Annotated in this window: 13 protein-coding genes; 10 read left to right on the top strand and 3 right to left on the bottom strand. The window is 63.3% G+C overall.

Going from position 1 to position 14,535, the window contains the following annotated elements; translation table 11 throughout:
- Position 1 precedes the first annotated feature (1 nt).
- The 3 genes from ASR47_RS03640 to kynU form a co-directional block, all read right to left on the bottom strand.
- Entirely contained in the window at positions 2-2,059 is a 2,058-nt protein-coding gene (locus ASR47_RS03640) for a toxin-antitoxin system YwqK family antitoxin (protein WP_065306409.1), read from the bottom strand.
- Between the two features lie 94 nt (positions 2,060-2,153).
- Positions 2,154-3,026: a tryptophan 2,3-dioxygenase gene (gene kynA, locus ASR47_RS03645; RefSeq protein WP_082988725.1), complete on the bottom strand. Its 873-nt coding sequence runs from the start codon at positions 3,024-3,026 to the stop codon at positions 2,154-2,156.
- A gap of 23 nt (positions 3,027-3,049) precedes the next feature.
- Positions 3,050-4,306 (bottom strand): kynureninase, encoded by a 1,257-nt coding sequence (gene kynU / locus ASR47_RS03650; RefSeq protein WP_065306443.1) that lies wholly within the window; start codon positions 4,304-4,306, stop codon positions 3,050-3,052.
- A 592-nt stretch (positions 4,307-4,898) separates the two neighbouring features.
- Between kynU and flhD the strand changes: the two genes are divergently transcribed.
- From flhD to ASR47_RS03700, 10 genes are all read left to right on the top strand, one after another.
- On the top strand, positions 4,899-5,216 hold the full coding sequence (flhD, locus tag ASR47_RS03655; RefSeq protein ID WP_065306444.1) for a flagellar transcriptional regulator FlhD: 318 nt from the start codon (positions 4,899-4,901) through the stop codon (positions 5,214-5,216).
- 36 nt (positions 5,217-5,252) lie between these two features.
- Positions 5,253-5,813 carry a flagellar transcriptional regulator FlhC gene (gene flhC, locus ASR47_RS03660; RefSeq protein WP_065306411.1) on the top strand — a complete coding sequence of 187 codons (561 nt, stop codon included), beginning with the start codon at positions 5,253-5,255 and terminating at the stop codon, positions 5,811-5,813.
- A gap of 83 nt (positions 5,814-5,896) precedes the next feature.
- A complete protein-coding gene (locus ASR47_RS03665; RefSeq protein WP_065306412.1) occupies positions 5,897-6,658 on the top strand; it encodes a class I SAM-dependent methyltransferase in 762 nt (253 codons plus the stop codon).
- Between the two features lie 190 nt (positions 6,659-6,848).
- Complete coding sequence (motA, locus tag ASR47_RS03670; protein ID WP_065306413.1) at positions 6,849-7,709, top strand: flagellar motor stator protein MotA; 861 nt, start codon at positions 6,849-6,851, stop codon at positions 7,707-7,709.
- Between the two features lie 58 nt (positions 7,710-7,767).
- Positions 7,768-8,709, top strand: a complete 942-nt coding sequence (gene motB, locus ASR47_RS03675; protein WP_065306414.1) for a flagellar motor protein MotB — start codon at positions 7,768-7,770, stop codon at positions 8,707-8,709.
- Positions 8,710-8,755: 46 nt separating this feature from the next.
- Positions 8,756-9,304 carry a chemotaxis protein gene (locus ASR47_RS03680; protein WP_065306415.1) on the top strand — a complete coding sequence of 183 codons (549 nt, stop codon included), beginning with the start codon at positions 8,756-8,758 and terminating at the stop codon, positions 9,302-9,304.
- An 81-nt stretch (positions 9,305-9,385) separates the two neighbouring features.
- Positions 9,386-9,751 (top strand): response regulator, encoded by a 366-nt coding sequence (locus ASR47_RS03685; RefSeq protein WP_065306416.1) that lies wholly within the window; start codon positions 9,386-9,388, stop codon positions 9,749-9,751.
- 43 nt (positions 9,752-9,794) lie between these two features.
- Entirely contained in the window at positions 9,795-11,999 is a 2,205-nt protein-coding gene (gene cheA, locus ASR47_RS03690) for a chemotaxis protein CheA (protein ID WP_065306417.1), read from the top strand.
- A 30-nt stretch (positions 12,000-12,029) separates the two neighbouring features.
- Positions 12,030-12,536 (top strand): chemotaxis protein CheW, encoded by a 507-nt coding sequence (locus ASR47_RS03695; protein WP_065306418.1) that lies wholly within the window; start codon positions 12,030-12,032, stop codon positions 12,534-12,536.
- 225 nt (positions 12,537-12,761) lie between these two features.
- On the top strand, positions 12,762-14,495 hold the full coding sequence (locus tag ASR47_RS03700) for a methyl-accepting chemotaxis protein (RefSeq protein WP_065306419.1): 1,734 nt from the start codon (positions 12,762-12,764) through the stop codon (positions 14,493-14,495).
- Positions 14,496-14,535: the final 40 nt, after the last annotated feature.

The following is a 14,535-nucleotide window of genomic DNA, read 5'->3' on the forward strand; positions in this document are numbered from 1 at the left end:
GTTATGCTCCAAATACGAAAGGGACTTTTCTGGGCGCCGGGCAGCCTTCCGGCCCCGGCGAAATCTGCTTGCCCGTATCGTCGAACTGTTTGCCGCAATCGACGGCGATGCGCTGGCGATAGCTGCGGATGCTGGCCATCTTGCCGTTCGGGTGATAGCAGATGGCGTCGCCGTCGCGGTCGGCCGAGGCGTAGCTGAGCACCACCTTGCCGTTGACGGTGCGCTTGCTGTGGCCACGGCGCGGCTCCGTGCACTTGAGCTGGCCGCTTTCAAAATACGTGTTGTACACCGAGGTGTCCTTGGCGCGGTCGACCAGCAGTTCGTCCATCACCTGGCCGCTGGCATACCAGGAGCGGCCCTCCTGGCGCTGGCCGAACTGGAACTGGTAATCGTATTGCGGCTTGCCGCTGGCGAAGTTCAGGCGGTGGTAGTCGCACACATCATCGCGCTGCTGGCCGTATTCGCTAAAGCTGCAGCGGTGGATATCGTTGATCAGGGTGCCGTCTTCGGCGTACTCGCGCAGGTGCGCCGCCAGCCGGCCGCCTTCGACCACGGTCAGGCGTTCCGGCTTGCCGCTGGGGTAGTAGCGCGCATCCATGCCGTGTTTCCTGCCGTTGTCCCACTGGGTGTCGAGGCGCAGCACCTGGTTGTCGTCCCAGGCGCGTTCACGCCCGTCGAGCTGTCCGGCGCGAAATGCCGCCTGGTAGACCATCGCGCCGTCCGGCAGGTAGCGCGTGCGTTCGCCTTCGAGCACATCCATCGCATAGTGTTCGCGCAGGCGCAGCGCGCCGTTGGCGTCGGTCTCCCTGGCTTCGCCATGCTTCTTGCCCTTCACGAAACTGACGCGCAGGGTGGCGCCCGCCTTGCGCTTCAAGATCCACGGCCCGTCGCGCAGGCCATCGACGAAACTGCCTTCCTCGTCCGCCAGTATCCATGGCCCCTGGCGCATGTCGTTGACGTAATTGCCGCGCGCCTGCACCGTGCCGCCTTTGCCACCGATCAGGCGTTCGGACGGGCCCTCAAGCCGGTCCCCCGCATAGGTATCAAAGCCCGTCACTTCCTCTGCATCGGCATAATTGATGATCGTCCAGCGGCCTTCGCGCTGGCCGGCGCGGTACTGGCCGTCCGCGACCTGTTTCGGGCTTTCCAGGTGCCAGACGCCCTCGCGCAAGCCGTTCGCATAGCGGCCTTTCTCCATGCCTTCATGCATGCCTTCGCGCACCCACAAGCCCTCGCGCCGGCCTTGCAGATACTGGCCGCGCTCGACCACCGAGCCGTCGTCCCAGGCCAGGCTGTAGACGATGGCGGCGCCGTCCTCGCTGCCCGTGAACTGCTGCGGCGCGCTTTCCCACGCCATGCGCCACAGCCTGTAATTGGGCAGCTCGCCGGCGCCGGCGTCGCTGTACAGGGTATAGCTGGCGGTGAGGAACAGCGTGCCTTTTTGCCGGAAGGTTTTCTTGTAGCTGATGGCGTCCTTGTCGCCGGCCGCCACCGGCCTGCCATCCCCGCTGTAGTAGCCGACGAGCGTGCCTTGCGTGTGGTCGACGGCGTCGAAGTCGGCATTGCCGCTTTTTCCCCGCTTGACGCTGTAGTCGCGCGGCGCCAGCTGGCCCAGCGCCGCCTTGACCGTGCCGGCATTGGGCGAGCCGCTGGCGGCGATGCGGTCGAGCGCCGGCTGCAGTTCGCCCAGGCGTTCGTATTTGCCCGAGCTTTTGTCGTAGCGGTAGGCGCGCAGGCCGTTCTTGCCGTAGCGGCGGAACAGCACCAGCATGGTCTGCCGGCTGGCGTCGCGGTCCAGCGGCGCATAGAACACGGAGCGGATCACGGCATGGCCGAACTGGTCGAGCAACCAGGTTTTCGGACGCGGGCCCGCGCATTCGCAGTAGTAGCCGTTGACGCCGTCCTTCTCTTTCAAAAAGGCGAGATCGGCGCCGCTGTCCTGCGAAGCGGCGATGGCCGGGTGGGCCAGGGCCTTGCCGGCGTAGAAGGCGGCGGAGGAGTGTGCGTGGGCGAGGGCGGAGCAGAGCAGCAAGGGCAATAGCAGGTGGTTGATCGGCATGACAGGCGCGTTTGACACGGTGGAAAGGCATCGATACTGCCTAACTTCTTCCCATAGGGCAAATGCGCGCCTATCGTGCGCGCCCCTGTGCCGATCACAGTTCGGTGCGCAGCGCGAACAATTCCGGGAACAGCACCACGTCAAGCATCTTGCGCAGGTAGCTCACGCCGGCCGTGCCGCCGGTGCCGGTCTTGAAGCCGATGATGCGCTCGACCGTGGTGACATGGCGGAAGCGCCAGAAGCGGAAGGCCGTTTCCAGGTCGACCAGCTTTTCGGCCAGCTCGTACAGCGCCCAGTATTTCGACGGGTCGCGGTACACGGCCAGCCAGGCCGCCTTCACCGAGTCGTCGCTGACTGTGGGCAAGGTCCAGTCGGCGTTCAGGCGGCTGGCCGCAATCGGCAGGCCGCTGCGCGCCAGCAGCAGCACCGATTCGTCGTAGACCGAGGGCGCGCGCAGGGCCGCGTCGAGCACGGCGTACGGTTCGGGCGCGGTGGTGTGGACATTCAGCAGGGCCGCGTTCTTGTTCCCCAAAATGAATTCGATCTCGCGGTACTGGTAGGACTGGAAGCCCGACGAGGCGCCCAGATACGGCCGGATCGCCGTGTACTCGGGCGGCGTCATGGTGGCCAGCACGTCCCAGGCATGCACCAGCTGGTCCATGATGCGTGCGACCCTGGCCAGCATCTTGAAGGCCGGCGGCAAATCGCCGCTTTGCAGGTTGGCGCGCACGGCGTGCATTTCGTGCAGCATCAGCTTCATCCACAGTTCGCTGGTCTGGTGCTGCACGATGAACAGCATTTCATTGTGGTTCGGCGACAGCGGATGCTGGGCCGTCAGGATGCGGTCCAGCGCCAGGTAGTCGCCATAGCTCATCGACTCGCTGAAGTCCATCTGCGCGCCGTGCCACTGCGCGTCCCGGGCGCCAGCGTGCATGGGGCAGCCGCTGGTGATTGGTTGATCGTTCATGTGCTGGTCTCGTTTTGCAAAAATCAGGTCACCGCGTCGCGGCGGGCGTCGACATCGTAGGCTTGCGTGTCGAGAATCTCGCGCAGGATCTCGACCGCGTCCCATACATCGGCAAAGCTGGTGTACAGCGGCGTGAAGCCGAAGCGCATGATGGCCGGCTCGCGGTAGTCGCCGATCACGCCGCGCGCGATCAGCGCCTGCATCACGGCATAGCCATGCGGATGCGTGAAGCTGGCCTGGCTGCCGCGCCGCGCATGTTCGCGTGGCGTGACCAGCCCGAGTGGATGGCTGGCGCAGCGCTGCTCGACCAGCGCGATGAACAGGTCGGTCAGGGCCAGCGACTTGGCGCGGATGGCGGCCATCGAGGTCTGCGCAAAAATATCGAGGCCGCATTCGACCAGCGCCAGCGAAACGATGGGCTGGGTGCCGCACAGGGCGCGCGCGATGCCGTCGGCCGGCACGAACGACGGCTCCATGGCGAATGGCGCGCCATGGCCCCACCAGCCCGACAGTGGCTGGCGGAAGGCCGCCTGGTGCTGTTTCGGCACCCAGATAAAGGCCGGCGCGCCGGGGCCGCCGTTCAGGTATTTGTAGGTGCAGCCGACAGCCAGGTCGGCGCCATCGCCGTTCAGGTCCAGCGGCACGGCGCCGGCCGAATGGGCCAGGTCCCACAGCGCCAGCGCGCCCTGCGCGTGGCAGCGGGCGCTGACGGCGGCCATGTCGTGCTGGTAGCCGCTGCGGTAGTTCACGTGGGTCAGCATGGCCACGGCGCAGTCGCCATCGATCGCCTGCGCCAGGTCGGCGGGGTCCTCGACCAGGCGCAGCTGGTAGCCGCGGTCGAGCCACTGCGCCAGGCCTTGCGCCATGTACAGGTCGGTCGGGAAGTTGCTGCGCTCGCTGACGATGATGCGCCGCGCCGCGCGTGCCGGGTCCGCGTGCGCCGCCTGCATCCGCAGCGCGGCGGCCAGCGCCTTGAACAGGTTGACGGAGGTGGTGTCGGTAATGACGACTTCGCCGTCAAGCGCGCCGAGCAGCGGAGACAAAAGGTTGCCCAACCGCTTGGGCAGGTCAAACCAGCCGTTGCTGTTCCAGCTGCGGATCAGGTCCGTGCCCCATTCGGCTGCGATCACCTGCTGCGCGCGGGCCATGGCAGCTTTCGGACGGGCGCCCAGCGAGTTGCCGTCGAGGTAGATCACGCCGGCCGGCAGGTCGAACTGGGCGCGCAGCGGCGCCAGTGCGTCGTCTTGGTCGCGTGCAAGGCAATCTTGTCGGGAAATCATGGTGGCTTTCATGTCGATACTGGTCTCCGTTGCATGATATCGGCTTGGCCGTGCAGGCCAAACGGGAACGGCAGTGTAGCAAGTCCTGGCGGGCCTGGACTTTTTTCCTGCCGCACGGGAGTAGCAAAAGAGGGGGTTTGCCGGGCGTGGCGCAGAAATTTCATCTTTTTTCAAAAAATGTTCAAAAGTCCCTAAAGTTTCCATGGCAAGCGTCGTTAAAGACTACATAAGAAGAGATAAAGGCTTTTTCAGAAAATTTCTAAAAAAGTCCTCAAGTTCTCGCCGCCGCTGCCGTAATAGTCAGTGTAGGTATTTTGATACAAGTCAAGCCGTTGTAAAAAAGCGATAGCCACCTCCTTGCAGAAGGTCATCACACTTGATTGTTCAGCGCTCTCTCTTCCACGCTTTTACAGGCGTGCGACCATGATCGTACCGTGTTTGTAAGACAAACACCTACGGTCTCATCCTCTATTGTCCGGCCAAAAATACAGCGCCCCACCTCTATGCTGTTTCGTGTTGCTCCTGCAAAATGTATCTCACTGGAAACACGAAGTGCTCCAGTTGAAGAATTTAACGGTTTGAGGAGATGGAAATGACTGCTAACGACATGATGGCCGAGATTCGCGACGCTAACCTGAGCTACTTGATGCTGGCCCAGCAGATGATCCGCGCGGACAAGGTAACGGCCATCTTCCGTCTTGGCGTATCGGCGGAAATCGCTGAACTGATCGAGGGCATGAGCAATGCCCAGATCCTGAAACTGGCTGGCGGCAACATGATGCTGGCCCGTTTCCGCTTCGATGACAGCGCCATCCTGGGCATGCTGACGAACTACAACAAGGACCGCTCGCTGGCGCAGTCGCACGCCGCCATCCTGATGGCCGGACAGGGCGTTGAAGAAATCGTGTAAACTGTACCCCGTAGTCAATCAGACGGGAGCAGTCGCATGGCCAAGAAAAGTGTCGTCTCGGAAGCACAGGAAATACAGCTTGCGATCGAGTTGATACAGCTGGGCGCCCGCCTGCAGTTGCTGGAAACCGAAGTATCGCTGTCGCGCGAACGCCTGCTCAACCTGTACAAGGAATTGAAAGGAGTGTCGCCACCGAAAGGCATGCTGCCGTTCTCCACCGACTGGTTTATCACCTGGCAACCGAACATCCACTCCTCGCTGTTCATCAATATCCACCACTTCCTCGTGGAACACGCCGGCGCCACCGGCATCGAAGCCGTCATGAAGGCTTACAAGCTCTATCTCGAACAAATGCCTCCCGAACCGGGCGAAGAACCGCTGCTGTCCCTGACGCGCGCCTGGACACTCGTACGCTTTTTCAGCAGCAAGATGCTGGCCATGGCCACCTGCGGCAAATGCGGCGGCAAGTTTGTCGTCAACTGTCTCGACCTGAACGCCGATTATGTCTGCGGCCTGTGCCACATGCCTTCGCGTGCCGGCAAGACCAGGAAAGCGCGCGACGAAGCGATTGCGGCGCCGACAGGCAATGCCGGCTGAGGCCGCCGTGTCAGGCAAAGTCGGGATAGTGTTGCGCCGCCAATACTGCCGTTTCCACCATTGTTTCCAATAACGCTGGCGCCATGCTGCAACAAATCCTGCGCGCACCCGCGCTCAAGGCCGTCCTGATCCAGGCGCTGGCCTTTCCCCTGATGCTGGGCCTGGTGTATTTGCTGGCGCGCGCGGGCGTCGGCATGAGCTGGCTGGCGGTGGCCGTGCTGCAGGGCGTGCTTGCCGCGCTGCTCAGCTGGCGCGCCGGACTGGCGCGCTGGTGGTGGGCGATCGCCCTGTTGTTCGCGCCGGCGCTGCTGGCGGCCGGCGCGCTGGACTTGCCGCCGGTGCTGTTCCTGCTGGTGTTCGTTTTTTTGCTGGGCCTGTACTGGTCCACCTTCCGCACCCAGGTGCCGTTTTATCCTTCGGGGCCGGCCGTCTGGCGCGAAGTGGCGCAGTTGATCGTGGATCGCCCCGGCGTGCGGCTGGTCGATATCGGCAGCGGTTTGGGCGGGCTGGTGCTGGACCTGGCGCGGCGCCGGCCCGATGGCCACTTCACGGGCATCGAACTGGCGCCGCTGCCGTGGCTGGCAAGCAGGCTGCGCGCGCGCCTGTCCGCCAGCGGCGCGCGGTTCGTGCGCGGCGACTACGTGGCGCTGGACTTTGCAAGCTACGATGTGGTGTTCGCCTATCTGTCGCCGGCCGTGATGACGGCGCTGTGGTTGCAGGCAGAAAAGCAAATGTTGCCGGGGAGTATGCTTCTTAGTTACGAATTCAGGATCGCCGCGCGCGCGCCCGACAAGACCATTGCCGCCACAGAGTGTGGCCCTTTACTTTACGTATGGTGCTTTTAGGCAATTGTCTGCGTTATTTGCTTGCCGACAGCACAATCTCACGTTATTGTAGTTCCACACGGCACTTTGCTGGATGTGACTTGAAATGGTGGCCGTTTCTATCTACTTCCGGTTACCGCCGCCGCAGCGTGCCATGGTAGCTAGTCTTCATGCAAGCTTGCCAGAATACTACCATTGGGAGTCACAGCACTTGTTAGTCATAATCGGATACATCATCGTTTGCGCCTCGGTATTTGGCGGCTTCGCGATGGCGGGCGGTCACCTTGCCGCCCTGTTCCAGCCGCTGGAGCTGCTGATGATCGGCGGTGCGGCGGCGGGCGCCTTCCTGGTGGGCAACAACAACAAGGCCATCAAGGCCACCATCGCCGCCTTGCCCAGCCTGTTCAAGGGTTCGCGCTACACCAAGGACCTGTACATGGAGCTGATGTCGCTGCTGTTCGAGGTGCTCAGCAAGGTGCGCAAGGAAGGTCTGATGTCGATCGAAGGCGATATCGACAGCCCGCAGGAAAGCCCGCTGTTTTCCAAGTATCCGGCGGTGCTGGCCGACCACCATATCGTCGAATTCATGACCGATTACCTGCGCCTGATGGTGTCGGGCAATATGGACGCCTTCCAGATCGAAAACCTGATGGATAACGAGATCGAAACCCACCACCACGAGGGCGCCGTACCGGCCCATGTGATCGCCAAGGTGGGCGACGGCTTGCCGGCCTTCGGTATCGTCGCCGCCGTGATGGGCGTGGTGCACACGATGGAATCGGTGGGCCTGCCGCCGGCCGAACTGGGCATGCTGATTGCGCACGCGCTGGTCGGTACCTTCCTCGGCATCCTGCTGGCCTACGGCTTCGTGGGGCCGCTGGCCAGCCTGCTCGAACAGAAGCTGGAAGAGTCGAGCAAGATGTTCCAGTGCGTGAAAGTGACCCTGCTCGCCAGCCTGAACGGCTATGCGCCGGCGCTGGCCGTGGAATTTGGCCGCAAGGTGCTGTTCTCGACCGAGCGTCCGACCTTCAACGAACTCGAAGACCATATCAAGAAATCGAAAACGAAGTAAGCAGTGAGGTCACGTTTGCACATCATGAGTTTATCGCCGCACAGAGAAGGGGGACGCCATGGCCGATGAAGGCATGCGCCCGATTATCGTCAAGCGTATCAAGAAGGTGGCCGGCGGCCACCATGGCGGCGCGTGGAAGATCGCCTACGCCGACTTCGTGACGGCCATGATGGCCTTCTTCCTGCTGATGTGGCTGCTCGGCTCCACCTCGAAGGGCGACCTGAACGGCATTTCCGAATTCTTCAAGACGCCGCTGAAGGTGGCGATGGCCGGCGGCTCGGGTAGCGGCGAGAGCGATTCCGTGATCCAGGGCGGCGGCCAGGATCTGTCACGCCAGGACGGGCAGGTGCGCAAGGCGCAGGAAGAACAGCAGCGCAAGTCGTTCGACCTCAATTCGGCCAAGGCCGCGCTCGAGCGCGAAGAGGGCAAGCGCCTGCAAGCCTTGAAGGCGCGCATCGAGGCCACCATCGACGCCAATCCGCTGCTGAAAAAATACAAGAACCAATTGCTGCTCGATATCACCAGTGAAGGCCTGCGCATCCAGATCGTCGACGAGCAGAACCGTCCGATGTTTGCGCTGGCGAACGCCAATCTGCAGCCCTATACCAAGGAAATCCTGCACGCCATCGGCTTCGTGCTCAACGAAGTGCCGAACCGGGTCGGCCTGTCGGGCCACACCGATTCGACGCCCTACATGAGCGACGCCGGCTACAGCAACTGGGAATTGTCGGCCGACCGCGCCAACGCTTCGCGGCGCGAACTGGTCATTGGCGGCATGAAGGAGGAAAAAGTGCTGCGCGTGGTGGGCCTCGGTTCGGCGGCCAACCTTGACAAGCTCGACCCCTTCAATCCGATCAACCGCCGCATCAGCATCATCGTGATGAACAAGCGCACGGAAGAAAACGTGCTGCGCGACGGCGCCGCGATCGAACTGCCGGTGAACGACGCGGCCGCCGCCATCTCCTCGGGGCTGGCGGCGGGTGCGGCGGCAAAGAAATAGACATGCATGGCCAGCGTGCGCATCGAAGCAAAACAATGAGATCTCTATGACAAGAAAGAAAATACTCGGCTCGCATGTGAAGCGCCTGTTGTCCGGTGTGTCGGACCATGGCCGCAAGCACCTGACGGAGGTGGAAACCGACCTGATGCAGACGGGCATCTTGCTGGAAGAGGCGATCGAGAACCTCTCCTTCAACTTCATGGCCATCCATGCGGCCGTGTCCGCCCAGCAGGACACGATCGCCCTGCTGCTCGACGGGGGCGTGCCGCCGGCCGAACAGCGTGAAAAACTGCTGGCGCTGCAGGACGAGGTGGGCGGCTATGTCAACGCCGCCATCACCAGCATGCAGTTCCAGGACATGACCAGCCAGCTGATCGACCGCACCCTGAAACGGGTGACGGGCCTGCGCGAGTTTCTCGGCACCCTGGGCGAGCACGGCGCCGAAATGCTGCCGGAGAGCGATAACGAGGAAATCGTGGCCTTGCTGGGGCGCGTCAGCATGGCGCTGGCGATACAGAGCCTGGAACTGCGCAGCGTGCTGCGCAAGGCTGTCAGCCAGCAGCATCTGGAAAGTGGCGACATCGAGCTGTTCTAGCCCAGTGCGGAATACTTGCGGTTGCATGGATCAATTCAATAAATAACCCGGGCACGACGCCCGGAACTAGTGGGAGCAAAGATGGCCAAGACGATACTTGCAGTGGACGATTCGAGCTCATTGCGCCAGATGGTGGCGTTCAGCCTGAAAGCCGCCGGCTATCAGGTGGTGGAGGCCGTGGACGGCCAGGACGGACTGGAAAAAGCCAAGCTGCAAACCGTGGACCTGGTACTGACGGACCAGAACATGCCGCGCATGGATGGCCTGGAGCTGATCAAGCTGCTGCGCGAGCTGCCGGCTTACCAGAAGGTGCCCATCCTGATGCTGACGACCGAGTCGTCCGACGAAATGAAATCGAAAGGACGCGCCGCCGGCGCCAACGGCTGGCTGGTCAAACCCTTCGATCCGCAGCGCCTGATCGAAGTGGTCAAGAAGGTGATCGGCTGATGCCAGCCGCGCAGCACAACGATGCAATTGACGGAGTCACCCTATGACCATCGATATTAGCCAGTTTTTCCAGGTCTTTTTCGATGAGGCCGAGGAACTGCTGGCTGAAATGGAACGGCTGCTGCTGGCCGTCGATATTGCGGCGCCCGACGCCGAGGACCTCAATGCGGTGTTCCGTACCGCCCACTCGGTCAAGGGCGGCGCGTCGACGTTCGGCCTGTCTGACATGAGCGAGGTGACGCACATCCTCGAGTCCCTGCTCGACCGTATCCGCCAGGGCCAGATGGCCCTGACGGCCGAACACGTCGACGCCTTCCTGGCGGCCAAGGACATTCTCAAGATGCAGCTCGACGGCCATCGTCTCGGTTCGGAAGTGGACCAGGACGCCGTCGCCAACGTGCGCATGATGCTGCAGTCGTTCGCGCAGGACGTGCCGGTGGCGGCCCTGACGCCCGTCGCGCCAGCCTTCCATACGGCTGAAAAAGCCGCGGTCAGCCACGCCGGCGGCCAACGCTTCCGGCTTGAGTTGCCGCAGATGGAGCAGCGCGAAGTCGATGCGCTGGCGGCCGAACTGGGCCTGCTGGGCGACGTCGCCGTGACGGTGCTGCCCGATGGACGCAGTGCGCTGGAAGTGACGACCCACGAAAGCCTGGACGATATCCTGGCCATCTGCTCGTTCGTGCTGAACCCGGACGACATGGTGATCACCCAGGCGCCGCCGCTGGCGCCGGGCGAGGCGAGTACCGCCGAAGCGGCGCGCGCGGCCCGGGAAGCGGCGCAGGGCTACGGCTTTTTCGACCCGCTGCCAGGCGCGCCCGGCGCGCTGAAGACCGAGGCCGAGCAGGGCTACGGCTTCTTCCAGCCGATCGAGGAGATCCGCGCCGCCGCCGGTGTGCAGACCGATGCCGAGCGCGGCTACGGTTTCTTCCAGCCGCTCGAACAGATCCGCGCCAACGCTGCCAGCGTGGCGACCGTCGCCACCGCCCCGGTGGTGGTGGCGGCCGACGCCGAAGTCGAGAAGAAACCGGCCAAGAAAGAGGCCGACAAGGCCGGCGCCGAGTCCTCGTCGATCCGCGTGTCGATCGAAAAGGTCGACCAGCTGATCAACCTGGTGGGCGAACTGGTGATCACGCAGGCGATGATCGAACAGCGCGCCGGCGCGCTCGACCCGATGCTGCATGAAAAGCTGCTCGACAGCGTCGGCCACCTGACGCGCAATACGCGCGACCTGCAGGAAGCGGTGATGTCGATCCGCATGATGCCGATGGATTTCGTGTTCTCGCGCTTTCCGCGCATGGTGCGCGACCTGGCCGGCAAGTTGGGCAAGAAGGTCGATTTCATCACCAACGGCGCGGCGACGGAACTGGACAAGGGCCTGATCGAGCGCATCGTCGATCCGCTCACGCACCTGGTGCGCAACAGCATCGACCATGGCGTGGAAATGCCGGCCGCCCGCGTGGCCGCCGGCAAGTCCGAAGCGGGCCGTTTGTTCCTGTCGGCCAGCCACCAGGGCGGCAATATCATCATCGAAGTATCCGATGATGGCGCCGGCCTCAATCGCGAACGCATCCTGGCCAAGGCGCGGCAGCAGGGCATGGACGTGTCCGACACGATGACGGACCCCGAAGTGTGGCAGCTGATTTTCGCGCCCGGCTTTTCCACCGCCGAAGCGGTCACCGACGTGTCGGGCCGCGGCGTGGGCATGGACGTGGTCAAGCGCAATATCAGCGCCATGGGCGGCGTGGTCGACATCCGCTCGGCCAAGGGCTTCGGCACCACCATCTCGATTTCGCTGCCACTGACCCTGGCCATCCTCGACGGCATGTCGATCCGGGTTGGCGAGGAAGTGTATATCCTGCCGCTGGGCTTCGTGATCGAATCGCTGCAGCCGGCCGTCGAGGACATCAAGGATATCAGTGGCAAGGGCCAGGTGGTCAAGGTACGCGGTGAATACCTGCCGCTGATTCCCTTGTATCAGATGTTCGACATCGCGCCGCGCTTTACCAGTCCGTCCGAAGGCATCTGCGTGATCCTGGAAACGGAAGGGCGCAAGGCGGCGCTGTTCGTCGACGACCTGGTCGGCCAGCAGCAGGTGGTGGTGAAAAACCTCGAATCGAATTACCGCAAAGTGGTGGGCATCTCCGGCGCCACCATCCTGGGAGATGGCGGCGTCTCGCTGATTCTCGACGTCGCCGCCCTGATCCGCTCGTCGCGCCAGCTGGCCGACGAGTCCCATATTTTTTCGTAACACCGCTCGATAACAGATAGGAAAACCACCATGTCAGATACTCAACAACTATCCGCCAGCAAGACCAGCGACGGCAAGGACATCGCCGGCCGTGAATTCCTGGCTTTTACCCTGGGCTCGGAAGAGTACGGCATCGACATCCTGAAAGTGCAGGAAATCCGCGGCTACGAAGCGGTCACCCGCATCGCCAACGCACCCGAATTCATCAAGGGCGTGATCAACCTGCGCGGCATCATCATCCCGGTGGTCGACATGCGCATCAAGTTCAAGCTGGGCACCCCCGTGTACGACCAGTTCACGGTGGTGATCATCCTGAACATCGGTGGCCGCATCGTCGGCATGGTGGTCGACAGCGTCTCCGACGTGACCACCCTGACGCCTGAACAGGTGAAACCGGCGCCGGAAATGGGCACCGCGTTCTCCACCGATTACATGATCGGCCTGGGCACCATCGACGAGCGCATGCTGATCCTGGTCGACATCGACAAGCTGATGTCCAGCAGCGAGATGGGCCTGATCGACAAACTGGCAGCATAAGCAAGGCCGCAGGTCGGGGCAGGTCGGGTTAGCGCAGCGTAACCCGACACCACCCGCGACAAAATTGGCACCAGTATTAGCACCAGCACCAGAATCACTACAGCAATGCATGACCCGGCGCGGGCAGAGGCGCGCCGGCGGCCACAAGGTTCATAGAGACCAGGCCAGGGCACGGCGCGCCACGACTATCGTGCGTACCGTCATCAAACATAGGGGGAGACTGTCATGGGTTTGCGCAATTTCAAGATAGGTACGCGGTTAGGACTGGGTTTTGGCAGCATCCTGGCGATCCTGGTAATCGTGGTGATGGCGGCCACGGCGCTCAATTACCGCAACAAGGCCCAGCTGCTGTCGGGGCTGGAGCTGGCCAGCGAGAAGAACACGCAGGCGTCGACCATGAAGAGCGCGATGCTGGAAATGGGCATCGCCATGCGCAATATCGGCTTGCAGGGCGACGTCGGCATGATGCAGGCCGAAGAAGGCAAGGTGCGCGAGCAGCGCAAGCAGTACGATGGCGCGCGCGACAAGCTCGGTAAAGCGGGCTTGTCGGACGCCGAAAAGGCGCTGCTGGCCAATATCTCGGCGCTGGACCGTGAAGTCGACAGCGCTTTCAAGGAGGCGATGGGGCAGGTGCTGGCGTTTAACAGCGAGGGCGGCGCCAAGGTGATCGCCAACCGCATCGATCCGCTGAACCGCAAGATGCTGGCCGATATCAACCGGCTGCTGCAGTTGCAGCAGGCGAGCCAGCAGCGTTTCATGGCCGGTTCGCTGGCCGATGACAAGCAGCTGATGCTGGTGCTGCTGGTGCTGGGCGGCGCCGCCGTGGCGCTGGGCGCATGGTGCGCGGTGTTTATCACGCGCTCGATCACGCTGCCCTTGTCGAGCGCGGTGGTGGTGGCGCAGAAGGTGGCGTCCGGTGAGCTGACCTCGCGCGTGGTGGTGGAAGGGCGCGATGAGACCAGCGCCTTGCAGCAGGCCCTGAAGGACATGAACGACAGCCTGGTGCGCACGGTCAGCGACGTGCGCCAGGGCACGCAGACGATCACGATCGCTTCGCGCGAGATCGCCAGCGGCAATGCCGACCTGTCGGCGCGCACGGAAACGCAGGCCAGTTCGCTCGAAGAGACGGCGTCGTCGATGGAGGAACTGACGTCGACGGTGAAACAGAACGCCGACAATGCGCGCCAGGCCAACCAGCTGGCCGTGTCGGCCTCGTCGGTGGCGCAGCAGGGCGGCAGCGTGGTGGCGCAGGTGGTCGACACCATGGGCTCGATCAAGGACAGCTCGCGCAAGATCGTCGACATCATCGGTGTCATCGACGGTATCGCGTTCCAGACCAATATTCTGGCCTTGAACGCGGCGGTCGAAGCGGCGCGGGCCGGCGAGCAGGGCCGCGGCTTTGCGGTGGTGGCGTCGGAAGTGCGCAACCTGGCGCAGCGCTCGGCGGGCGCGGCGAAAGAGATCAAGGGCCTGATCGGCGACTCGGTCGACAAGGTCGATGCGGGCAGCCGGCTGGTCGATGAAGCGGGGCAGACCATGGGCCTGATCGTCACCTCGATCCGGCAGGTGGCCGATATCATGGGCGAGATCACGGCGGCGACGCAGGAGCAGAGCCATGGCATCGAGGAAGTGAACCAGGCCATCGCGCAGATGGACGAGATGACGCAGCAGAACGCGGCGCTGGTCGAGGAAGCGGCTGCGGCGGCCGAAAGCATGCAGGACCAGGCACAGCGCCTGGCCGATGCGGTCAGCATCTTCAAGCTGGGCGGCGAAGGCGACGCGCCGGCGGTGGTGGCAAAGGCGCCGGCGCCAGCGGTGGCCGTGACCGCGGCGCCGCCGCGCCAGGTGCAGGCGGCAAAAACGAAAGTGGTGGCGCAGGCGCCGGCGGCCAGGGCGGTGACGCCGCCGGCGGCGAAAAAGCTGGCGGCGGCCAGCGGCGATGATTGGGAAGAGTTCTGATCGTTCCGACAGGCGCCCGGTCCCGCTGGTAATACTTGCA

The sequence above is a fragment of the Janthinobacterium psychrotolerans genome (genome assembly GCF_001677885.1).
GTDB classification, from domain to species: domain Bacteria; phylum Pseudomonadota; class Gammaproteobacteria; order Burkholderiales; family Burkholderiaceae_D; genus Janthinobacterium; species Janthinobacterium psychrotolerans.